Source organism: Natronorubrum marinum (genome assembly GCF_052040125.1).
Lineage (GTDB): Archaea > Halobacteriota > Halobacteria > Halobacteriales > Natrialbaceae > Natronorubrum.
The window spans coordinates 311,084-332,622 of the sequence record NZ_JBPPFV010000002.1 but is presented as its reverse complement, the minus strand read 5'-3'; the positions used below and the strand labels follow the sequence as shown (position 1 = coordinate 332,622).

Here is a 21,539-nt window from a genome sequence, read left to right as displayed (position 1 = left end):
CCCGCCATCAGCACTGAGCACCCTTGGCCCACCGGCAGCGCTGAGCGACCCGTTCTCGTCACCAGTGCCCAACGACCCGTTCTCGCCGACGGCTCAACGGGCAACGATCGGAACCGAACGGCGTCAGAACTCCCGGCGGCCCTCGTCCGTGACGACGCTCTCGAGCAACCCGACCGGCGTCGCGTCGTAGTTCGGATTTTCGACGGCGAAGCCCTCGGCGGGTTCCGGCATGACCTCGCTGCCGGTTCGGAACTCGTTTTCGAAGACGAATCCCTCGCTGACGATCTTCGACGCCGATCCCAGCACGGTCACCGGCACGTCGAGTTGGGCGGCCGTGGCGGCGATCGGGAACGTCCCCACGCGGTTGTACAGCGTCTCGTCGACGATACAGTCCATGCCGACGACGACGCGGTCGCAGTCCTCGAGATAGACGCCGTGTGCGCTGTCCGTGATCAGCGTGGCGTCGACGCCGTCCATCTCGGCGAGCGTCCGGGCCGTCTTGCGGCCGATGTAGCGGGGCCGCGCCTCCGTGATGTAGACGTCGAAGGTCTTGCCCGCCTCGGTCGCCTGCTCGAGGGCCTCGAGCACCGTCGAGGAATAGTCGTGCGTAAGCAGTGTCGCGCCGTCCTCGAGGATTTCAGCGGCGTTTTCGGCCGCCAGCCGTTTGCCGGATTCAACCCGCGAGACGACCGCGTCGATCCGCTCCTGGGTGAGTCGCTTCGCCTCCTCGACGCTCTCGGGATCGGCGTCAGTGACGTCGTCGACGACCGCCCGAACCGCGTTCTGCAGCGAGGCGTGGGAGTGGTTGGCTCGCCGGAGCACCGAGCCGTTGCGCTCGAGCGAGCGAATGTACTCCTCGACGGTGGCGAACTCCCGATCGAGCAGCTCCTCTAAGGCCCGCGTCGCGCGCACGGCAACCACCGAGGAGCTGTGACTCTGCATCTCCTGGATCTCCTCGACCGTCTCGTCGATCATACCTGCACAGATTCCCGTCAGCGGGAAAGGTGTTCCGGGTAGTCACCGACCGAGGGAACGCGCCTGTTCGACGCCAGCGGCTCACTCGTCGTCGTCCGGTCGTGAGATCGAAACGTCGACCAGTTCGCCCGGCGAGAGCTCCGTTCGATCGAGGAGTTGTAACAGCGTTTCGCCGTCGCCGTCACCGAAGACGCGGGCCCGAACCGTCGCCGAGGGATCGTCGAGTGACGACGATTCGGCGACGGTGATCTCGCCGTCGTCACTCTCTGTCCTCGTCTCACTCCGTTCTGTGGCGGTAGACCCCGTCGAATCCACAGCGTAGGGGTTTGAGACGGACGCCGAAAACGTCGCTTCGAGCGCCTCGATATCGACGCCCTCCGCAGCGGGCTCCAGAGTCTGTCGCTCGAGACGTAACGAGACCGTCGGATCGAACGCTCGATCCAGATTCGCTTCCCACTGCTTTTGCCGAATCTTTTTGACGGCCGCGTCGCCGAGCCAGCCCGGTGCAACCCACTCGTCGTCGTAGAGGCGGTGGATCTTCTCGTCGTCGGTTCCCCACGTAAAACAGCTGTCGTATCGGCACTGGAACTGGTTGAGCGCATATCCGCGGGCGTGTTTGACGACGACATGTGTCGGTGCAAGCCCTCGAACGAAGTCGTCGATCGCCGCCTGCGGCGGGTGGTTTTGCGCCTCGTAGTAGTGCGTCGTACAACGGACGGTGGACACCACATCGGCGCTGCCGGTCGCGAGTTGGACGAAGACGGCGGCCGGATCGTCGTGGAGTTCGAGCAACAGTCGTTTCGCGCTTCCTCGCGTCGGAGAGTCGGGTCCGGCAACGGTAACGCGCCCCTGTTCGACGACCGTCGCCGGATCGTCGAACACTTCGCGCGTCTCGACACCAGGAATATCGAGTCCGAGCGCCTTGTAGACCCGGGCGGTCTGTCCGACGAGCGTCACCGGTAGCGGTCGCTCGAGGATCGCCGCGATCCGTCCAAGCAGGACGGCGTAGTGGACGCCGGTGAGCGAACTCGAGGCGACGACGACGCGGGACCCGCCGTACGCCCGTTCGAGGATGGTTTCGATCGAGTCGGTGAGCGTCTCGGTGACGGACTCGTTCGTCGACGCGTTGAGGAAGACAGCGTCGATATCGACCGGATACGCGTCCGGAATCGGCGGAAACCCGGCGCAGGGACGCACCGTGAAATCGCCCGTGACGAGGATGTGGTTGTCGGCCGTCGGGAGATCGACGCCGGTCGAACCAGTCCGATCGCGAAACCGGATTAGAAAGCCTGCCGCGCCGGGAGCGTGGCCGGCGGGAACCGGCCGAACCGCGAGCTCGTCGAGAATCGCGGTCCACTCCTCGATCGGCTCGAGTGCCTCGAGAACCGCGTCGATATCTCCGAGGTCGTTGTCCTTCCGCGCTTCGGGCAGCGACTGCTCGAGCACCGCCGCGGTCCCGGGCGAGACGTAGATCGGCGCGTTGTGTCGGAGGTTCGCCCCAAGACTCCGGTAGTGGTCGATGTGGGCGTGGGTGAGCAAGATTGCGTTCAGGTACTCGTCAGGCTCGAGGAGTTCGTCGAGGTCGACGCCGTCGCCAGCGTCGACGAGAATACAGACACGTGTCCCGTCCTCAGTAAACCGCAGTAGCGTCGACTCGTTCCCCCCGTGGAGATTCGCGTTCTGGTAGGAGACACGCATCGCTTCGAATTAACTATCATTCTCGGTGTTTTAAATGTACGCTATTCCGGTGGAAACAGCACCGGTACGTATCGCTGTCACTCGCGAGGGCCAAAACCGAAAATCCTCCGCAACTCCCGCTCGATCCGCTCGACGAGTTCCTCGAGGACGACGTCGAACTGGTCGTGGTCGGCGACCGCGCCGACGCGTTCTCGAGCGTCGTCCGGTAGTTCGACGCGGAATTCTCCGTCTCCTTCATAAAACGGCTCGCTCTCGCTCAGCACCTTCCGGTCGATCGCTTTGAGCACCGTGGAGTCGTACCGGCCGTGAAGCTGGTTGTACGCGTTCGAGTAGGCCTCCTCGAGTTCCTCGAAGTAGTGGACGTACTTCTCCTCGAATTTTTCGGGATCGAACTCGGTCATAGTAGAATGTGAGGTAGCGGGCGGGTAAACGGTTCGGGACCAATTTGAATGCGGTCTCGAGCGGTGTTCGGGCGCTCGAGACGACTCGAGCGCGCTGCGATCGTGGCAACGGGGATTTCCACACCCTCCCCAACCGACTTCGGTCCTCGCTCCCGCTGGTCGCTGCGGTCCTCGTCCATTGGAAGACACGAGCGTCTTCCAGGCCATTCGCTCGTGAGACTCGCGAAGACCTCGCACGACGTTGTCGGCCGTCCTCGCTATCCCTCACGGTTCACTCCGTTCACCGTTCTCTTTCCGAGGTTCTCACTCCGCTCGAACCTCGCTTCGCTCGGACGACCCGACTGCGCGCGCCACTGGCGGGAGCACTCCTCCGGGCTACCGCAGACTTACGTTCTCGAGGCCCCTAGCAGGCGCTGATGACCGTCACCGTCCGCTACACCTGTCCCTACTGCAACGCCGTCGTGAGCCTCGAGCGGCCGCCGGATCTCGCGGATCGGTCGGTCACGAAAGTTCGGCAGCCAGGTTGGGAATACGCGGACCCCGACGATCAAGAGCGCGAATCCGCCGACGGGATCGAGTTTCTCTGCGGCGAGGATGGCCCGGTCACCGACCTCGAGGGCGACTCGGTCGAGGGCTGCGGACGGCCCTTTTACCTCAATTTCGTGCGATTCCAGCAGGGGGTCGAACTCGAACCCGATCCGCCGACCTACGGCGGGCCGCGGTTCGATTTCAACGCGTAAGGGGCTGTAATCGCAAGCATCGCACCCGCGAGCGACCGACGGGAGCGAGCGGTTTTTTATCTCTTTGCGAACGAAGTGAGCAACGGTCAGCGAGAGCTTCGCTCTCGCCAGACAGATTTCTTCGAGCGGCCCGACCGAGCGTAGTCGTTCGAAACGGCGGAACCGTTTCGTGACTGAGCGGAACGAAGTTCCGCGAGGTCCGCGAACTCTCCGATTTCGCTTGATAACGAGCGGCCGGAGACCTCTCGAACCACGAGGGAGGACCCGAAGAAAAAAGGTGGGAACACAACCCTTTTCGACGGCCGGTCCCACCTTCGGACATGGACGAAGACGCCGTTCGCGACCGCCTCCGGACGGTCGAGGATCCGGAACTCGGCGACGATATCGTCTCGCTCGGACTCGTCAACGACATCAGCGTTGACGGCGACCAAGTCGATATCGATCTCGCACTGGGTGCACCGTACTCGCCGACCGAGAGCGACATGGCCGCCGAGATCCGCGAACTGCTTCTCGAGGACGGGCTCGAGCCGGATCTCTCGGCGAGCATTCCCGACCGCGACGATTTTGTCACCGAGGAGCAGGTCCTCCCGAACGTCAAGAACGTCATCGCCGTCTCGTCCGGAAAGGGTGGGGTCGGCAAATCGACGGTCGCAGTGAACCTCGCCGCGGGACTCTCGCAACTGGGGGCGCAGGTCGGGCTCTTCGACGCCGACGTCTACGGGCCGAACGTACCGCGGATGGTCGACGCCGACGAGCCGCCGATGGCGACCGAGGAGGAAACGCTCGTGCCGCCCGAAAAGTACGGCGTGAAGCTGATGAGCATGGCCTTCCTCACGGGCGAGGACGATCCGGTCATCTGGCGCGGTCCGATGGTCCACAAGGTCATCACCCAGCTAACGGAGGACGTCGAGTGGGGCCACCTCGACTATCTCGTGATCGACCTGCCCCCGGGGACCGGCGACACCCAGCTGACGATGCTCCAGACGATGCCCGTCACAGGCGCCGTCATCGTGACGACTCCGCAGGACGTTGCCCTCGACGACGCCCGCAAGGGCCTCGAGATGTTCGCCAAACACGACACCGTCGTGCTGGGCATCGCCGAGAACATGTCGACGTTCGCCTGCCCCGACTGCGGCGGCGAACACGACATCTTCGGCTCCGGCGGCGGCCGTGAGTTCGCCGACGAACACGAGATGCCGTTCCTGGGATCGATTCCCCTCGACCCCGCCGTCCGCGAGAGCGGCGACGGGGGTCAGCCGACCGTGCTCTCCGACGAGTCGGCCACCGGCGACGCGTTCCGAACGATCACCGAGAACGTCGCGAACAACACCGGGATCGTCCACCGACGCGGCGTCTCCCAGGCCAGACGCAGCGAGGCCGCCTCTCCGGACCGATGACCGCCGACGGCGAGGACGGCAGCGACGACAGCAACAGCAGCGACGGCCGCAAGAACGTCGAATCAGAGGCCGCGTTCGATCCAGATCCCGAACGGGTCGCGTTCCTCCGCGAGGTCGCCGACGAGATCCGAAGCGACTCCAGCGAGAGCAAACAACTCGCGAACATTCTCTACCGAACGAGCGACCTCTACGACGCGGACGAGGAGACGACGCCCGAGGAGATCGTCCGCAACGTCAAGTTCATTCTCGAGGTCACCGAACGCGGCGGGCTCGAGCGCTGATCGGCCGGATTACGGAGTTTATCCGCTGAATCTGCTCAGCAGACTCAGCGGCCGTCAGGTGAAGTACTCTCAGCCGGTACTCCGACGTCGGCTTCGGTGTACGCGGTCGATTTTCGCGGCTGTAATTACGACGGATTGACAGTCGAGACTGAAACCCGCTGCCTGCAGTGAGCCGAGAGTCTATACCCTTCTGTGGTATCAGATGGTCTCTAAAACCTTTCAAGGACAGCTGTTATCCGTCTCTGGCCCGTTCGGTTAGTTAGGAAATAGGGGCGAAGCACTCGTGCCTCGTTGCTCGTCCCGCCACCACCTATGACCAACGCAACCACACCAATCGAAGCCACGTTCGAACTACAGCGCCAGTCGATCAAACAGAGCCAGCAGTTCGTCCAGCAGGGACTCAAGTTCCAGGAGAACGCCGCCGAATCGTTCCTGCGAAACGGCTTCGCTGCCCAGCGAAGCGCCCAGCGGCAGGGCACCGAACTCGTCCGTCAGCTCTTCGACGCACAGTTCGACACCCTCGAGTCGTCCCTCGACGAGAGCGGAGGCGACGTTCGCTCGACGATCGATCAGCAGTTCGAGGAGGGAACGAAACAAACCCAACGGCTGCTGAACGACGGGTTCGAGCAAAGCGCCGCCCTGTTCCAGCAGTTGCTCCACGCACAGTTCGACGCGATGGAGTCTGCGTTCGACGAAAACGGCTCCGACGTTCGATCGACCGTCGATCGGCAGTTCGAGGAGTTCGAACAGCGCCAGGACGAAGTCTGGGACGAGTTCGAGATGGAGTTCGTCGACGCCGTGGCGGAGCTCACCGACCAGCAACAGCAGGTGCTGACGGAGTCGATCGAATCGCTCCTCGAGGCACATCAGGAGACCGAACAGCAGACCGTCGACGGCGTTCGACGAGCCGAGGAGACTGTCGAGACCGTCCAGCAACAAACCGAAGAGGTCGCGGACACCATCCAGCAGGGGACTGAAGCGACTATGCAGACGACCCAGCAGCAGGCCGAATCGGTCGTCGAGACGACCCAGGAGAACACTCAGGAGGTCGTCGACGAAGCCGGCGACGCGACCGAAGAGCTCGCCGTCGAGACGACGGACGCGATCGAGACCGCGACCGAACGGGGCACCGACGCTGCGGTGCAGAACCTGCAGACGCTCGAGGGCGTCGGGCAGACGTACGCCGACCGTCTCGCCGAAGCAGGTATCGAGACCCTTGCCGATCTCTCTCGGTCACAGGCGAACGCCGTCGCGGAGGCCGCAGAGATCTCGCAGGTCCGTGCGGCCGACTGGATTCAGGCCGCACAGTCGCAGTCGTGATCGATATCTAGCGGTTTCCGATAACGCGGACCCAGTCGTAGTTCGATTTTCGTCGCGTGTTTTCGGTGTGTCCTGACTCTCGAGAGAGTTCCCCCCTCGCCCTCGATCGACGCGAGGCACTCACCAGGCGCGTTGCTTTTACTTTCTCCGTCCGAAACGCGATTGTGGACGCGAATCAACGGTCTCGAGCGAACCCCTACGGGATGGACGAGGAGTGTCGAAACTGTCCGGCGCTCTGTGAGACGCGGACGCAGGTCGTCCACGGCTACGGCGACGTCGCGGCGGACTTCCTGTTCGTCGGCGAGCGACCGACCGCGAGCGCCGACGAACTGGGCGTGCCCTTTGCAAGCCCCGAGCCCTCGGCGATCGACGACGACCGAGGTGCGGAATCGGAATCAGGAACCAGCCTCCGTCGGATGCTCGAGCGACTCGGCCTCTGCGATTCGACCTCGCCGGCGAACGACCCCGTCCTCGAGAACGTCTACCTGACGAATCTGACGCGGTGTCGCGACCCGGAGCGCCCGCCGACGGACGAGGAGATCGGCAACTGCGACCCCTATCTCACGGCCGAGATTCGGATGATCAACCCCGAGATCCTGATTCCCGTCGGCGAGCGAGCCCTGACGGAGATCGGCGTGGAGTACACGACGACGCCGGCCGGCGACCTCTCGTTGCCGGCGGATCACGCGACGCGAATCCGGGGCCGCGGGTTCGAACTCGTCCCGATGGTGGAGCCACGCGACCAATCCGACGCACAGACCCAGGCGTGGCTCGAGACGTTCGTCGATCTGATGGCGTCGGATTATCGCCAGACGAAAGGACAGCGGGATCGCTGATCGACTGCGAGACTACCAGTACGGGCCCTCGAGCCACTCTTTCGATCGCGCGCCGAGGACGACCAGCGCGCCGATGAAGACGACGGTCGCGATGAACACGCCGATCGTCGGCGCGAGGTAGTCGCCCGACTCGATCAGGTAGCTGTCCGCGAATCCCCAGAGCCCGAGCGCTACAAGCGCGGCGATAGTCAGCGTCCCGAGCAGTCCGACCGAGCGTGGAACCGATCGGGTCACGGTTTGATCGTCCATACGGAATGCCTGACGGTCCATCACTATAATTTGTCCGACGTCGGCTCGGCGAGCGGAGACGAACTCGCGACTCGAGGGACGCATTTGACGGCGAGAGAGCCGCCGGAAACGCCGCGTTCAAGGCCGGCCGTCACCGAGACACGGGTATGAAGGTCGTCGTTCCGGTCGATCCGCCCCGGGAAGGGCTCGTCCTGTCGTCGCTCGTCGATCGAACGCCGCTCTCGAACGCCGAGGCGTGCGGCCTCTACGAGGCCGCCGTCGTCGACGTACTTCGGGCGGTCGCCTCGAGCGGGGGCGAACTGCTGGTCAACTACCGCGACGCGGAGACGCTCCCCGACGAGTTCGCCGGCGGCGACCCGGAGAACGAAGTCCGCGGGTTAACTGCCAGCGCGCTAGGGGAGTTTTCCGAGGACACCGACGGCACGGATGGCGATGTCCGATTCGAACGGCAGGTCGGCTCGAGTCGAACGGCCAGAGTCGGCAACACGGTCACGCATCTCCTAAAGCGCGAGGAGGCCGGAAGCGTCGGCGTCCTCGAACCCACGGTTCCCCTCGTCGGCCGGACGCACATCGACGGCGCCGCGATGTCGACCCGCCGCCACGAGGTCGTCGTCGGACCGTCCTCGGCGGGGCGAACCTATCTCGCGGCTTTCGGCGAGCCGATCGACTTCGGCGACGCGTACGCCGCGCCCGAGGTGGCGACGCTGGCCGAACGCGCCCGCGAGGCCGGACTCGACGTCGGGTTCGCGCCGATACGTCCGACCGTCGCGACCCCCGCGGGGCTTCGGTCGACGGTCGCGTTGCTCGAGGCCAGACGGATCGCGGAGAAGCCGGGTGCCGAGGCGACGGCCGCTGCGGTAGACGAACTCGGGCTGGCGATCGGGGCGGACGGGTCGCTCGAGCGAGCGTAACCGACAACCCTTTTTGAACGGACGGAAAAGGCGGAGGTGAGGTGGGGTGGCAGAGCGGCCTAACGCGCCTGCCTTGAGAGCAGGTGGCCTTCAAGCCTCATGGGTTCAAATCCCATCCCCACCGCTTTTGCGACGAACTGACGTGAGGAGCAAAGCGGAGACGATGGGATATGAATCAGGGAGAAGCTTTGCTTCCACCGTGGTTCAAATCCCATCCCCACGTTGCTGTCCTCAAACGAGTGCGTCGCACTCGTTTGGACATCGCGGAGCTTCGCTCCGCTCAGTCGCGAACAACTCCGTGAGCGACAGCGACGTCGGTGGGATTTGGATTACGGAACGAGGGAGCGAAGCGACTGAAGTTCAGGTGGTTCAAATCCCATCCCCACCGTATTTTACCGCGAACAACTCCTCGAGCGGCAAATCGAGAACGATGGGATTTGAACTAGACGAGTCGCAGCGTTCGAGCGAAATGAGGACGACCGTCTCGGCGTAGTTCACAATCCCATCCCCCCGAGTTTCCGTCGTATCCACGATCGAACGTCTACTCCAAGCCCGCTCCCACCGCTGGAGATCGGTTCTCACTCGAGTGAGAACGATCACAACGGCTGGAGAAACAGGTCTGATTGGGGAGTTCACGATCCGACGGCGACGGGAGCGACTACGTGTCGCAGACTCTCCGCTCAGAACTGGTATTCTGCTGTAACAATAGATTGTCGGCTGCAAGAATCTCCGCCTTTCTCAAACTGGACGACGCAGATGCACGTATGAGTGGGGACCAGATAGAACGGCGAATGCTTCTCAAGGGAGTTGCAGCAGGCGGCGCTGTCGGCAGTGGCGTTCTAGGCGCGAGTGCCGTCGGTGGGAACACGCTCCGTGGCAGCGTACAGGACGTCCATCGCGAACGTACCGTGCAACCGGGAACCGAACTCCTGTTCGAGGCCGACATCGAGTATCCGGACGCGAACTGGGACGTGGAGTGGCAGATCGACGGCGAACGTGCCCAATACGATGCGAACTACGACATGCGAACCCAGGACTACTTGCAGTACGTCGAGCAGTACGGCGCGTCGTACTTCACCGAAACGTTCGACTCGAGTGGCACCTACGAGGTCACCGCTTACGTCTTCTACGACCCCGAAACGGGGAACCGGGACGATCCGGACTACGAGGGGGCAGACGAAATACGGTGGACCGTCCACGTCACGTCCGACGGCGCGGCGCCCCCGTCCGTCGCGAGCGCGGATCCGGAACCCGGCGAGATGCTCGCGGTCGGTCGCAACGAGCCCTTCGAGATCGACGTCGACGTCGCCTCGTCCGACAGCGATCCCGCGCGGACCGTTTGGTGGCTCAGCCAGGCGGACGTCATCCTCGAGTTCGGCGATCCGGACGACTCCGGAACGGCGACGCTGTCGGTCGCCGACGGCGCGGGCTGTCATACCTGCGCGATCACCTGCTGGGTGATCACCGAGGACAACCTGTTGTTGCGGCCGGAGCCGTGGATCCTCGATCACGAAGCCGAAGACGTTCCGGCCACGTTCCAGGTCGCGGAGATGGCGACGAACTCCCCGATCGGTGGCGGGGAGACGCTCGAGGTTACCACGACGATTCACAACATCGGCGACGAAACCGGGACGACCGACGTCGACCTCGTCGTCGGCCACGACCCCGTGATCGAAGACAGCCGGATGCTGACGCTCGATCCCGGCGAATCGACCGAGATCACGCTGCTGTTCGAAGCCGGCGACCCGGCGGGCGATATCGAGGAGTTCCCGGTGGTGGTCGACACCGGCGCGGACACGGCGTCCGAGATGGTCGCCGTCGAGTCCAGGGAGCCGACGCCAGCGACGTTCAACGTGGTGAGGATGTCGACGAACTCCCCGATCGGTGGCGGGGAGACGCTCGAGGTCGCCGCGACGATCGAGAACGTCGGCGACGAAACCGGCACCACCGATATCGAACTCGTCGTTGGTCACGATCCAGTCGTCGAGGATAGCGAGATGCTGACCCTCGAGGCTGGCGAATCCGCCGACCTCACGCTGACGTTCCAGGCGGGCCACCCGGCGGGCGACACTGAGGAGTTCCCGATCGAAGTCGACACCGGTGCGGACGCGGACACCGTCACGGTCGTCGTCGAGCAGTGACCGACTCGCCGAGCGTCTCGGCGCGGCGACTCCGATCCGGTTTTCGGCGCGTATCGATCAGTCGTCGCTCGAGAAGTCTTGGTTCCAGACGCGATAGCCGTCGAACTCGCCGGCGTCGATCTCCGCTTCGATCTCGTCTCGCGTTGCCGCGTCGATCTTGAGGAGGTGACAGAGCGGATGTCCCGGGAGGGCGACGGGGTTCTCGAGGCTGCCGACGATCAGGCCGGTGAACGGCGCGGTGACCACGTGCTCTTCGGTTTTGAAGTGATCCGAAACGGTGCAGATGGTCTCGCCTTCGTGGACCAGCGGGTAAGGACCCCACTGCATCTCGACGAGCCCGCCGGTATCGGCCCGGAGCCACTGTTTCGTGCTGTCGGCCGCGGTTTCGGTGACCCAGCTCGGTTCGGTCGGCTCGAGGTCCGGGAGCAGGTCGTACTCGGCGAGGACGCTCTCGGTGCCGGCGACGGCCTTCTCGATCAGCGCCGGCTGGAGTCGCTGGGCGCGTCCCATCTCGACGGTGATCGTCGGAATCCCATCTGCGGTGGCCGTCGACCGAAGCGAGCCGCCGTCGCCGCCGCCGTAGAGGCGGACGTTCGCCCCGAAGGCTCGAGCCAGTCGCGACACGGCGGGGTCCTCGAGATCGGCCCGGACGTGATACATCGTCGTTCGGTTGCGCGTGGAGGTGTGGAAGTCGATCCCGTAGTCGCACTGACTGATGAACGTCCGATAGATCCGGTTGGCCATCCGTTCGGCCGTGTTGCTTCGAGCCTTTCCTGGGAACGAGCGGTTGAGGTCCTGATCGTAGATCGGGATGTATCGCTGCTGGGCGTGATACGCCGGGACGTTGGTGACGTGTAAACAGACGAGTGTGCCGTGAACGTCCGCGGGATCGTATCGGTCCGCGACCTCCTGGACGACCTTGACGCCGTTGAGTTCGTCGCCGTGGATCGCGGCCGTCAGAAAGAACGTCGGACCGCCGTGGTGGCCGTTGATGATCGTCACCGGGATCTCGACGGGGTCGCCGAGGTACGTCTCGCCCACTTCGTAGCGAATGTGGCGCGTCTCACCGGGTGCGACTTCGCCGTCGTATCTGAACGGTTCGGGTTCGGAATCGAGAGCATCCATATCCGTGACTGGTCGCGTTCGGGGATAATCCCGCCGGTCCTCGCCACTGTCGAGCAAACGTGCGATCGAGTGGCGATAGATACCTGAAAAATACGGTCGGCTCGGTTCGTGATCCTCGGGAGTGAGCTACTGGTAAGAGAGGTCGAGGTCTCGAGCGCGCTCGAGCAGGCTCTCGTCGTAGTACTCCTCGGTCTGGGCGGGACGGGTGTCGTCGATTGACCGGACCTGCTGGATCGTGTTGCGGAAGACCTTGAACGTGGCTTCGTCGACCATCTGGCCGTCGAGGGTGACCGCACCGGTCCCCTCCGCTTTGGCTTCGTTGAAGCGCTCGATCTTGCTCACGTCGCGTTCGAGCTCCTCCGGCGTCGGCATGTGGATCGTGTTGGCCTGAATCGTCTGTTTCGGGTAGAGCGACCAGGAGCCGTCGAGTCCGAGGTGAGCCTCGTGTTCGACCTGGTCCGCGTAGGCATCCGCGTTGTAGTAGGTCAAGCCGGCGCGCTCTTTGAACAGGTCGTCGAACGGGCCGCCGATACTGAGCAGGTCGCCGGCGCTGGCTTCGTTCGAGAGCGCCTCAAGCAGGCCATCCCAGCGCGGACGACCGTCGCCGAGGTCTCGAGCGCCGAGTTCGGCCGCGTAGTCGACGGGACCGAAGACGAGCGCGGTGAGTCGGGAGTCGGCACCGAACTTCGAAATCTCGCGCAGGTCCGAGCGGGCGCGCCCGGTTTCAATAATGATCGAGAGCTTGATCGAGCCCTCGGCGTAGCCGTGTTCGGCCTCCGCCTCGGCAACGACGTCGGCGGCGCGCTCGACGTCCTCGACGCGGCCGACCTTGGGGACGACGACGCCCTCGAGTTCGTCGCCGATCTCGCCGACGAGCTGGTCGATCTGTTCGCGACCGCGGTCGCGAAAGGAGGCGTCCTCGTAGCTCCACTCGACGCGGGGCCAGATCTCGCCCGCGAACTCGTGTTCGGGAACGAGTTCGATCGTGTTCTCGAGCCCCTCGTCTTTCATGTTCGGCGCGGTGCCGTCCTCCATGTCGGGGACGAGCCAGTCGGGGGCCTGGAAGCCCTCGGCCTCGAGGCCGGAGCGGAGGTACTTCGCCGAGTCGTCTTTCGGAACGGCGGCCGGTGCGGTCTGGAACGTTCGACAGAGTCGGATGTCTTCGGTCATGGCTTGTGAGTGGGTGGGAGTGGATTTAGCTGCGGTCGTTTGTGATATTCGATCGTGTTAGTGAGGGCGCTTTCGAATCTCGGCCGTGCGCGTCCCCGAGTAGACGGGTTCGTCGTTCTGGTTGAACGCGATGTGCTGGAACCGGACGGTACCCGCTTCGTCGCTCGACGCGTCCTCGTCTGCGGAGAGCACCCGCGTGAAGGCGTAGACGGTGTCGCCCACGGCGACGAACGTGTGGAACGACTCGTCGTCGAAGCCGACTTCGCGCCAGGTCTCCTCGTCCGAGCGGGCGTGGCCCAGCGCGGTCGAGCGGGTGACGTCGCCGTAGGTGACGATGTCGCCCGACGGCGAGTCGCTCATCACGTCGACGTTGTGGTGCTGTTTGGCCGTGTTGAGCGTCGACAGCGGCAGAGCAGCGACGGTGACATCGTCCTGCGTGCGGCCACGCTCGTGGCGGTAGGCGACGGCCGCGTTCTCGTCGGCAGCCGTCTCGAGGGCCGCGACGAAGTCCTCGAAGTAGCCGCCTTCCGGGGCGATGAACTCCTCGGGGAGTTCCGGCCCGTCGTCGCCGTCTTCAGCGGCCGCAGCCCCGCTCCCGTCGGTCGCAATCGGATCGCGCCGCGGGATCATGTTCGTGCGCTCGTAGGAACAGAGCACGTCGCCCGTCTCGGCGTCCTTGCCGCGGGTTCGCCAGCTAACGATACCGTACGCGGGCCGGGAACTCGAGGTCGCCCGGTTGACGACCTCGCTCTCGACGTGAAGTTCGGTGCCCGTGTAGACGGGCGCGGTGGGGAATCGGACGTCGGTGCGACCGAGGAAGTAGCCACCTTTCTCGCTCAAATCCTCGACGGTGATGCCGAGGGTTGCAGCGGTGAGGTAGTCCGGGTGGACCGGCGGTTCCTCGAAGCCGCGGGCCTCGGCGGCGTCGGTGCGCCAGTAGGCGGGGTCGTGGTTCAGGGTCTGGCTCATCCAGGCTTCGTTGCCGAACCGCGTGAGGGTGAGGCCGGGGTCGTGTTCGATGACGTCCCCTTCTTCGAAGTCCTCGAAGCAGTTGCCTTTCTCCTTCGTTTCGACCTGTTCGAGCGCCTGTGCGAACGTCTCGGGATCTGTCCAGTCAGTCATCGGCGGTGAGTTCGTCGGTTTCGGTCTCGTCAGTTTCGGCCTGCCGGTCCCGCTCGCGGCGGGCGATGGTTCGGCGCATCTCGTTTTCGACGATCATGTAGCCCTCGTCGAAGCCCATTCCCGGCTTTGCGAGCACCTGTGCGGCGTTCGTCGCGAGCGCGACGTGAGCGCAGGCGCGCGCGGAGGTTTCCGTCTCGTTGCAGGTCCCACCGAGATAGGCGCGGGTGTCGGTCCCCTCGCAGTAGCGGACCGCTTGTCCGCTGCGGTGGATCCCGCCCAGGTCAGGGGTCTTGATCTGCACGAGGTCGGCCGCCTCGGCGTCGACGAACGCCTGGACGTCTTCGAAGGTGTTGCACCACTCGTCGGCGACGATATCAACTGACACGCCGGCGTCTTTGAGCCCCTCGCGGAGTTCGACCATCGCCTCGATCTGTTTTTCGCGGTTGCCGACGTCCATCGGCCCCTCGATCTGGATCGGGTACGGCGCGGCGGCCGCCTCGAGTGCCGCGAAGTAGTCAACCACTTCGTCGCGGTCGTAAGGCGCACCGAAAACCTCGCCGATCATGCCGTAGACGTCGATGTGGAACCGGGGCTCGTAGCCGTCGGGGCCGAGTTCTTGTGATCGTTCGGTGAGCCACTCGACGTACTCGAGGAGGATCTCGCCGTTCTCGCCGATCTTCTCGACGCTGTTGATGAGCGCGTGGGGCAGGACGGGGACGCCCTTGACGAACATCTTTTCCGTGTTATTGTAGCGATCGTCGCCGGACTGACCGAAGACGGGAACCGGCTCCGTCGCGGGTTCGGTGCCCAGGGCGTCGGCCATCACGTCCGTCTTCGTGGTGTTTCCGGCTTCGGCTGCGGCGGCGAGCAACGCCTGCGAGACGCCGTACCGGATTGCCGTGTGGAGTCGGTCGCCGTCTACCTGTAGCTCCTCGAGCAGTTGTGCGTTCTCGAGGAAGTCCGTCGCGTCCCGTCCCTCGAGTTCGTCGGCGACGGGGCCCTCGATGACTGGGGCGTACTCTTCGGCCTGAAACAGCGGATCGCGCCCGCCGGCACCGGAGTACTGGACCGCGGCGCAGTCGCCGCGGACGACGGTGCCGTCCTCGAGTTCGACGTCGACGATGATCGACTCGCCCGCCTGGCGAATCTCGTCGAAGCCGTCGGTGACGGGGGCACCCTCGTAGGTGAAGCCGTCGTGTTCGGCACCCTGCTTGATCGCGCGCTGGTCGTCGAAGAAGAACCCGGAGTAGCCGGGCGTGGCGTATAGTCCTGTAATAGTCATATCTTGACGTCACCCTGTGGTCGGCCGATGAGCTTGCCGTCGCTGATCGCGTCGACGTCGTCCGCGACCATGCGGAACGACTGTTCGCGGCCCTCCGTGGCGGCGCGCTGAGAGAGCCGGGCTTTGTGAATCTCCTTGATGTCGTCGTCCATCTCGAGGTCGGCCCACTCGAAGATGCGGACGCGTCCGTCGTCGTCTCGAGCGGGGAGCACCGCCCCCGCCGCGCTGTCGCTGGGTGCGAACGGCACGTCGAGTGCACCGGAGTCGAACGCCTTGAGCGTCCCCTGGACGACGTCGCCGTCGCCGTGCTCGAAGATGGTGTCCATCAGACACCGAGTCTCGCGCTCGATGAGGTCCTGTTCCTCTTCGATGCCGTCGATCTGGATATCCTGCTCGATGGCCATATCGATGACCTGTCGCGTCGTTCGCAGGCCGGCCGAGTTCGCCTCCATCGTCGGCACGCCCTGGAACTCCTGTGGCGACTTGGTGATGACCTTGTCCGGCTGGGCGATGGCCGCGGTCATGCCGCCGAAACTGATCACGCCGTTGGCGCGAGCCTCGTCCGGCGGGAAGCCGCCCATCCACTCGTGGAAGACCGTCGTGACGACAACCTCGTCCGGCAGATACTCGTTGCCCAGTTTCTTGAGGGCGTGCAAGGCGGCGACGTCCTGGACGACGTTGCCGACCTGCCCGTAGCCGAGGGTGATCGAGCGCACGCCCTGCGTGGCGGCGAGTTTCCCTTCGACCAGCATGATCGCAATAGCGATCGAGGGCGGGACCAGCGTTCCGGTGAGCGGGCCGAACGGCTCGCGGTTGATCCGAATGCCGCGTTCGGTGTAGGCCCCCGCCAGTCGGTCGACGAACTGCCACTTCTCGATGGTCTCCTCGAGCCCGTGGCGTTTCGTGTAGGGAATGTTGTAGGAGATCGGCCCGCCCTCGAAGCTCTGGAAGCCGCCCGCGAACGTGATCGCGGCGAGCAGCCGGGCGTCCGGCGTCCCGTGGCGGACTTCGATCGGGGCGTCGACCTCGTCGATCAGCCTCCGGCAGCCGTCGATGCCGTGGTTGACAGCCGGGAAGCCGTTGAGCGTGTCGTCTCCCGTCTCGCGGGCCTTCTCGAGCCCTTGCTGGGCCTTCTCGTACTCGTTGTCGCGCGTGTACGAGTCGATCGTCGTCGGGAGGAGGTCGGCCTGGCCCTCCTCGAGAAGGTACTGGAGGAGTTCGATCTGGTCTTCGAGCCGGGGAACGCCGGCTCGAGGCTGGAGAAGCGGCTTGTCGGCCGACTCGAGGACGTCCGCGAATCGCTTGTGTGCGGGCAGCGACTCGTGGTACTCGATAGCCTCCTCGAAGTCGACGTCTGCACCCGTGTGCCAGTCGGACCGAATCTCCTCGTCGATACGCCGTAGCTCGTCGGCGGGAATACGTTCGTCTCGTATCATCTAGGAACTGATAGTAGCGCGTTCCGACTCGGTCGGTGTAATCTGCAGATCCTGTCGGAGCGCCTCGATCGCGTCTTCGGGATCGGTTTCGGAATCGAAGACGCGGTCGAAGCCGAGCTCCCGGAACGTGCGCCGGGTCTGCTCGAATTCGTCCTGACCGACGGCGAGGTTGCCACCGATGTAGGTGACGGCGTCGACCTCTGCCGCCTCGAGGACTTCATGAAATCCCTGACAGTCCTGCTCGGCGTGGCCGTAGAGCGAGGAGACCAGTACGGCCTCGGCGTCGTGGTCTACCGCGGCCTCGGCGAACTCCTCCTGGGAGGTCTGAACACCGAGGTTGATGACGTCGAAGCCCGCTGCACTGAAGGCCTGCTCTAAGATTGTGATTCCAACGACGTGGGCGTCGGAGCCGATCACGCCGAGGACGACCGTTTGGGACATCGTATGCAGAACCATGAGGAACGTCCCTATAAACCTAATGATCTTCCATGATAATACTCCTTAAACATCCTAACAGGCACCCTATGGGACGATGTCACAATGTACATTATCGATGGTAAGGATTTTGGTCGTGGTCTGGGAATAGCTGCGTACATGGGAGCACTTTCGAATCTACGCGTGCTCGATCTGACCCAGGTTCTCGCCGGGCCGTACTGCACGATGTTGCTCGCGGATATGGGCGCGGATGTCGTCAAGGTAGAGCGCCCGGGCGGCGATATGATCCGCTCGAACCCGCCGTTTGTCGACGACCCCGAGGCGGAAGCCTACGGCGGCTACTTCCAGAGCGTCAACCGCGGCAAGAAGAGCATCGAGCTGAATCTCGGCGACGAGGCGGACCGCGCGGACTTCCTCTCGCTCGTCGAGGACGTCGATATCGTCGTGGAGAACTACCGCGCGGGGACGATGGAGAAGTACGATCTGGGCTACGAGACGCTCACCGAGTACAACGAGGATCTCATCTACTCCTCGATTCGGGGCTTCGGCGACCCGCGCACGGGAGAAACCGATCGGCAGGGCCAGCCCTCCTTCGATCTCATCGCCCAGGCGCTGGGCGGCGTCATGGAAACGACGGGGCAGCCGGACGGTCCGCCGACGAAGACCGGTCCCGGCGTCGGCGACCTCTTTACCGCCACGCTGAACTGCATCGGTATTCTGGCGGCGGTCAACCACCGCGAACAGACCGGCGAGGGCCAGTACGTCGACACCGCCATGTACGACTCGATGCTCAGCTTCACTGAGCGCGCCGTCTACCAGCAGTCCTACACGGGCGAAGCGCCCACCCGTCGGGGCAACTCCCACCCGACGCTGTTTCCCTACAACGCCTTCGAGACCGACGACGGCCACGCCGTCATCGCCGCGTTCAACAACAACCACTGGGCGCAGCTCTGTGAGATCATGGACCGCGAGGAGTTAGCCGAGGAGTACCCCACGACGCCCGAGCGCCTGCGGAATCGCGACTCGCTTCGCGGGGTGATCGCCGACTGGGCGCTCGAGCAAACCAACGACGAACTGGTGGGGCAACTCGAGGGCCGCGTGCCCGCTGCCCCCGTCCAGACCACGAAGGAAATCTTCGAGGACGAGCACGTCCGGATTCGAGACATGCTTGTGCCAGTCGAACAGCCCGGTGCCGACCGCGACGTCGAGGTCGCGGGCAACCCGATCAAGATGAGCGAGACGATGCCCCAGCCGCGTGGCCGTGCGCCGCTGCTGGACGAGCACCGCGAGGAGATTCTGGACGAGAAAGAAGCGGAAACGGCGGCCGACGACTAACCGGGTCGCTCCGCTCACCGCTCGTCTCAGTATCCGGTTCTCGACCCGTCGCTTGCCGCCTTCGTCCGCGATCGAAAGACTCGAGACGACGAGCCACGCGAACGCCGCTCACGCATCGACGCCGTTCGCGCACGCATTCACGTACACCGTGGCGAATCCTCCTCTCTTGCGATTTCGAATCGAACAGTCAGCCACAGCGGGGACGTTGCCGGGCCAACGCTCAAGCCGACCGCTCTCGACAGGGCCACTACGACGAAGCCGTCGACGCGCCACCTAGCGCTCGACGGTCCGGAACAACGAACACTATGGTTGACGACTCAACGTACGAGACGAGTACCGACGACTCTCGCCTCTCGCGTCGCGGCTACCTCGTCGCGGCCGGGGGCCTCGGAACCGGTCTGGCGGGCGGCTACGCGGGTTATCGCCGGCTCCTCGAGCAGCGGTCGGACGACGAATCGTCCCCGCTGGGCGAGGAGCCGGGGCCTCGGGAGGACTTCCTCTGGCTCGGCGGCAGCCTGTGGCGGGACGACGCGGTCCGGGAGAACCTGTTCGCGTTCGCGCGCCGCCACGACCTCGCGGTCGCGCTCGTGAAGACGCACACGGACGAGAACCCGCTCGACGAAAACCTCGAGCCACTGTTGGCCGCCGCGAGCGAGTTCGATCTCGAGGTCTGGCTCAACGTGGGCCTATTGAACGATCTCCCGGTCGAGGAGTTCGTCCGTGACAGGGACGCCCGCGAGGACCACCTCGACCGGCTCAGGGAGGTGGCCCGCGTCCACGGTGAGTTCTTCGATACCGGGCGCATTATCCTCTGGCAGGAAGCGCCGGTCATGGGACAGTGGGTCGAGGGCGGCGACTGGAACGATGCGGCGGTCGAGAACCTGATCGCGTTCGGGCCGGAGATATTCGACGCCCAGAAACGGGCCATCGAGGAGGCGAACGACGCGCTCGACGTCGGTCCGTTCGTCCACTTTCCGTACATCGTCGACTCGAAGCGTCCGGAGGTGTTCGACGCGCTCGCACGTGGTCTGCGGAGACGGAACGCCGATCCCGACTTCGGATTCGTCGACTTCTACCGGGGCTGGTACGAGAAGGACGTCGGGCCGGAACGCGCCGACGACGCCGTCCGTAGCCTCGTCTCGAACACCCGCGAGGCCCTCGAGCGACCCGTGTTCTACCTCGGACAGTGCCACACCGTCAATCCGAACCACACGCCGAGCAAGCAGGCGATGCGGATGAATTTGCGGGCCTCGATCGAAGCCGGGGCCGCCGGGCTGAGTTGGTACGTCCGCAGCGGCTACGTGCCGACCGAGAGCGGGTTCGATCCGTTCGTTCCGAACGTCGAGGGCGCCGACCTCGAGGGCGACTCGATCAACACGCTGACGATCGCTCGCGACCGGTTCCTGTACCCGTGGCTGGCGACGCTCGAATCCGGTGACGGCTTCGAGTCGGACGAGACGTTCGATCTCTGGCTGCTCGGCGACGGCTTCGACTTCTACGACCACCGGCTGTCGGTGCGGACCGCGGACGGAGACGGCGACGGCGCGTGGGAGTACGTCGGGGACTTCGGCGGGTACGCGGACGGCGACTATCCGGATACCAGCGAGGCCACCGATCGGGCGACCGTCTTTCGCGGCCTGGATCGCGACCGCCTGCTGACGGGGGGCGCGCTCGAGTGTCGCGTCGAGACGGCCGACGGGAGTTCGGGCGCCGAGTTGCAGTCGGCGCTCGTGATGCCCTGCGAGCCGGACGCCTACGTGAGCGAGCGAGAGGCGGCGGCGTTCGCTCGCGAGGGCGCGCCACTCGAGAAGTGCAGTCTCGGGCGGACGGACGAGTCCGTCGCGCTGGAGCCCGGATCGGCGATGCACCTCGCGATTCCCGTCGACGGCGAGGGAGCGTCCCTCGAGCGCCTTCGCCACCCCGATCACCTCGAGTCGATCCGCCGGCTCCCGTCGTTCGAGGGCAGCGAGACCGTCGATCCATCGGACTCATTCGACCTCTGGTTGCGCGGCTCGGGCCTGGCTGATCCGTCCGTACTCCCGTCGATTCGGGACGCAGACGGGGGGGAACGAGCCCCTGCGGACGCCGGCGTCGTCGCGTCGACGGACGACCTCGCCATCTGCCACGGCCTCGAGCGAGACCGGTTTCTCGATGGGGGCGGGATCGATCTCGCGGACGATACGGACGCGTCCGTCGACGAAGTCTACGCGATGCCCGCTGTCGGCCGCGCCGCGTTTCGATCGCCCGCTCGAGCGGCCGACCTGCTGGCCGAACAAGCTAACGAAGCCGTGACGTTCAGCCTCGAGTACATGGATCGGGAGTGAGTTCGTGCGGGCGGGGTGGCGTCGCTCCGATCGGCTTCGGTTTCCAGTTGGTTTTGTTATAGGATCTCGAGCAAGATTCGCTCGAGGTCCCGTTCTATCTCCGAGGCCTGCAGAATCGTCACCGGGTTGTCGGCCTGCTCCTCGAGCGACGCCGTCTCGTCCTCGAGGTCCTGCGTGACCAGCAGGCCGTTCCAGCCCGAGCCGAAGTAATCGTCTTCGTCGGGACCGAAGACGAACTCCTCGTTGACCCGGCAGAAGGCGAGTACTCGAAGGACTTCCGCCGAATCACCGGCGATATCGTCGGTCGAAACGATGGCCCCGGTCGGGTCCGCACTACCAGTGGATTCTTGTCGTGACAATT

General features: G+C 64.7%; 20 protein-coding genes and 1 tRNA gene. 10 read left to right on the top strand and 11 right to left on the bottom strand.

Annotation, left to right across the window (positions count from 1 at the left end; all coding sequences use genetic code 11):
* Positions 1-123 precede the first annotated feature (123 nt).
* The 3 genes from ACSFC5_RS11275 to ACSFC5_RS11265 all read right to left on the bottom strand — a co-directional run bounded on the left by ACSFC5_RS11275 (position 124) and on the right by ACSFC5_RS11265 (position 3,074).
* Positions 124-975, bottom strand: a complete 852-nt coding sequence (locus ACSFC5_RS11275; protein WP_440765347.1) for an eIF2B alpha/beta/delta subunit family protein — start codon at positions 973-975, stop codon at positions 124-126.
* 81 nt (positions 976-1,056) lie between these two features.
* Positions 1,057-2,673 carry an MBL fold metallo-hydrolase gene (locus ACSFC5_RS11270; RefSeq protein ID WP_440765346.1) on the bottom strand — a complete coding sequence of 539 codons (1,617 nt, stop codon included), beginning with the start codon at positions 2,671-2,673 and terminating at the stop codon, positions 1,057-1,059.
* Positions 2,674-2,750: 77 nt separating this feature from the next.
* Positions 2,751-3,074, bottom strand: coding sequence for a DUF5783 family protein (locus tag ACSFC5_RS11265; protein ID WP_440765345.1), 324 nt, complete (start codon positions 3,072-3,074; stop codon positions 2,751-2,753).
* Between the two features lie 416 nt (positions 3,075-3,490).
* On the opposite strand from ACSFC5_RS11265, the gene ACSFC5_RS11260 reads away from it, so the two are divergent.
* The 5 genes from ACSFC5_RS11260 to ACSFC5_RS11240 all read left to right on the top strand — a co-directional run bounded on the left by ACSFC5_RS11260 (position 3,491) and on the right by ACSFC5_RS11240 (position 7,648).
* Positions 3,491-3,814, top strand: a complete 324-nt coding sequence (locus ACSFC5_RS11260; protein WP_440765344.1) for a DUF7969 family protein — start codon at positions 3,491-3,493, stop codon at positions 3,812-3,814.
* A 320-nt stretch (positions 3,815-4,134) separates the two neighbouring features.
* A complete protein-coding gene (locus tag ACSFC5_RS11255) occupies positions 4,135-5,211 on the top strand; it encodes an Mrp/NBP35 family ATP-binding protein (RefSeq protein WP_440765343.1) in 1,077 nt (358 codons plus the stop codon).
* A complete protein-coding gene (locus ACSFC5_RS11250; protein WP_440765342.1) occupies positions 5,208-5,492 on the top strand; it encodes a DUF7976 family protein in 285 nt (94 codons plus the stop codon). Before ACSFC5_RS11255 ends, ACSFC5_RS11250 begins: the two co-directional genes overlap by 4 nt.
* A gap of 312 nt (positions 5,493-5,804) precedes the next feature.
* Complete coding sequence (locus tag ACSFC5_RS11245; protein ID WP_440765341.1) at positions 5,805-6,812, top strand: helix-hairpin-helix domain-containing protein; 1,008 nt, start codon at positions 5,805-5,807, stop codon at positions 6,810-6,812.
* Positions 6,813-6,976: 164 nt separating this feature from the next.
* The gene (locus tag ACSFC5_RS11240) at positions 6,977-7,648 is read left to right on the top strand and encodes a uracil-DNA glycosylase (protein ID WP_440765340.1); all 672 of its coding nucleotides are present in this window, start codon (positions 6,977-6,979) and stop codon (positions 7,646-7,648) included.
* Between the two features lie 12 nt (positions 7,649-7,660).
* Here the strand turns inward: ACSFC5_RS11240 and ACSFC5_RS11235 are convergent, their stop codons facing one another.
* Positions 7,661-7,897, bottom strand: coding sequence for a hypothetical protein (locus ACSFC5_RS11235; protein ID WP_440765339.1), 237 nt, complete (start codon positions 7,895-7,897; stop codon positions 7,661-7,663).
* 146 nt (positions 7,898-8,043) lie between these two features.
* Between ACSFC5_RS11235 and ACSFC5_RS11230 the strand changes: the two genes are divergently transcribed.
* From ACSFC5_RS11230 to ACSFC5_RS11220, 3 genes are all read left to right on the top strand, one after another.
* The gene (locus ACSFC5_RS11230; RefSeq protein WP_440765338.1) at positions 8,044-8,808 is read left to right on the top strand and encodes a hypothetical protein; all 765 of its coding nucleotides are present in this window, start codon (positions 8,044-8,046) and stop codon (positions 8,806-8,808) included.
* A 40-nt stretch (positions 8,809-8,848) separates the two neighbouring features.
* Positions 8,849-8,932 (top strand) — tRNA-Ser (locus tag ACSFC5_RS11225).
* Positions 8,933-9,572: 640 nt separating this feature from the next.
* Complete coding sequence (locus ACSFC5_RS11220) at positions 9,573-10,949, top strand: COG1361 family protein (RefSeq protein WP_440765337.1); 1,377 nt, start codon at positions 9,573-9,575, stop codon at positions 10,947-10,949.
* Positions 10,950-11,006: 57 nt separating this feature from the next.
* On the opposite strand, the gene ACSFC5_RS11215 is transcribed toward ACSFC5_RS11220, so the two are convergent.
* The 6 genes from ACSFC5_RS11215 to glmS form a co-directional block, all read right to left on the bottom strand.
* Complete coding sequence (locus tag ACSFC5_RS11215; RefSeq protein WP_440765336.1) at positions 11,007-12,074, bottom strand: succinylglutamate desuccinylase/aspartoacylase family protein; 1,068 nt, start codon at positions 12,072-12,074, stop codon at positions 11,007-11,009.
* A 126-nt stretch (positions 12,075-12,200) separates the two neighbouring features.
* The gene (citE, locus tag ACSFC5_RS11210) at positions 12,201-13,244 is read right to left on the bottom strand and encodes an L-malyl-CoA/beta-methylmalyl-CoA lyase (RefSeq protein ID WP_440765335.1); all 1,044 of its coding nucleotides are present in this window, start codon (positions 13,242-13,244) and stop codon (positions 12,201-12,203) included.
* Positions 13,245-13,301: 57 nt separating this feature from the next.
* Positions 13,302-14,366 carry a 2-methylfumaryl-CoA hydratase gene (gene mch / locus ACSFC5_RS11205; protein ID WP_440765334.1) on the bottom strand — a complete coding sequence of 355 codons (1,065 nt, stop codon included), beginning with the start codon at positions 14,364-14,366 and terminating at the stop codon, positions 13,302-13,304.
* Positions 14,359-15,648, bottom strand: coding sequence for a methylaspartate ammonia-lyase (locus tag ACSFC5_RS11200; protein ID WP_440765333.1), 1,290 nt, complete (start codon positions 15,646-15,648; stop codon positions 14,359-14,361). Before ACSFC5_RS11200 ends, mch begins: the two co-directional genes overlap by 8 nt.
* Positions 15,645-17,084 carry a methylaspartate mutase subunit E gene (locus ACSFC5_RS11195; RefSeq protein ID WP_440765332.1) on the bottom strand — a complete coding sequence of 480 codons (1,440 nt, stop codon included), beginning with the start codon at positions 17,082-17,084 and terminating at the stop codon, positions 15,645-15,647. Before ACSFC5_RS11195 ends, ACSFC5_RS11200 begins: the two co-directional genes overlap by 4 nt.
* Positions 17,085-17,540: a methylaspartate mutase subunit S gene (glmS, locus tag ACSFC5_RS11190; RefSeq protein ID WP_440765331.1), complete on the bottom strand. Its 456-nt coding sequence runs from the start codon at positions 17,538-17,540 to the stop codon at positions 17,085-17,087.
* Between the two features lie 138 nt (positions 17,541-17,678).
* On the opposite strand from glmS, the gene mct reads away from it, so the two are divergent.
* Positions 17,679-18,854 carry a succinyl-CoA:mesaconate CoA-transferase gene (mct, locus tag ACSFC5_RS11185; protein WP_440765330.1) on the top strand — a complete coding sequence of 392 codons (1,176 nt, stop codon included), beginning with the start codon at positions 17,679-17,681 and terminating at the stop codon, positions 18,852-18,854.
* Between the two features lie 305 nt (positions 18,855-19,159).
* Positions 19,160-21,178 carry a hypothetical protein gene (locus ACSFC5_RS11180; protein ID WP_440765329.1) on the top strand — a complete coding sequence of 673 codons (2,019 nt, stop codon included), beginning with the start codon at positions 19,160-19,162 and terminating at the stop codon, positions 21,176-21,178.
* 56 nt (positions 21,179-21,234) lie between these two features.
* Here the strand turns inward: ACSFC5_RS11180 and ACSFC5_RS11175 are convergent, their stop codons facing one another.
* On the bottom strand, positions 21,235-21,537 hold the full coding sequence (locus tag ACSFC5_RS11175; RefSeq protein ID WP_440765328.1) for a hypothetical protein: 303 nt from the start codon (positions 21,535-21,537) through the stop codon (positions 21,235-21,237).
* Positions 21,538-21,539 lie beyond the last annotated feature (2 nt).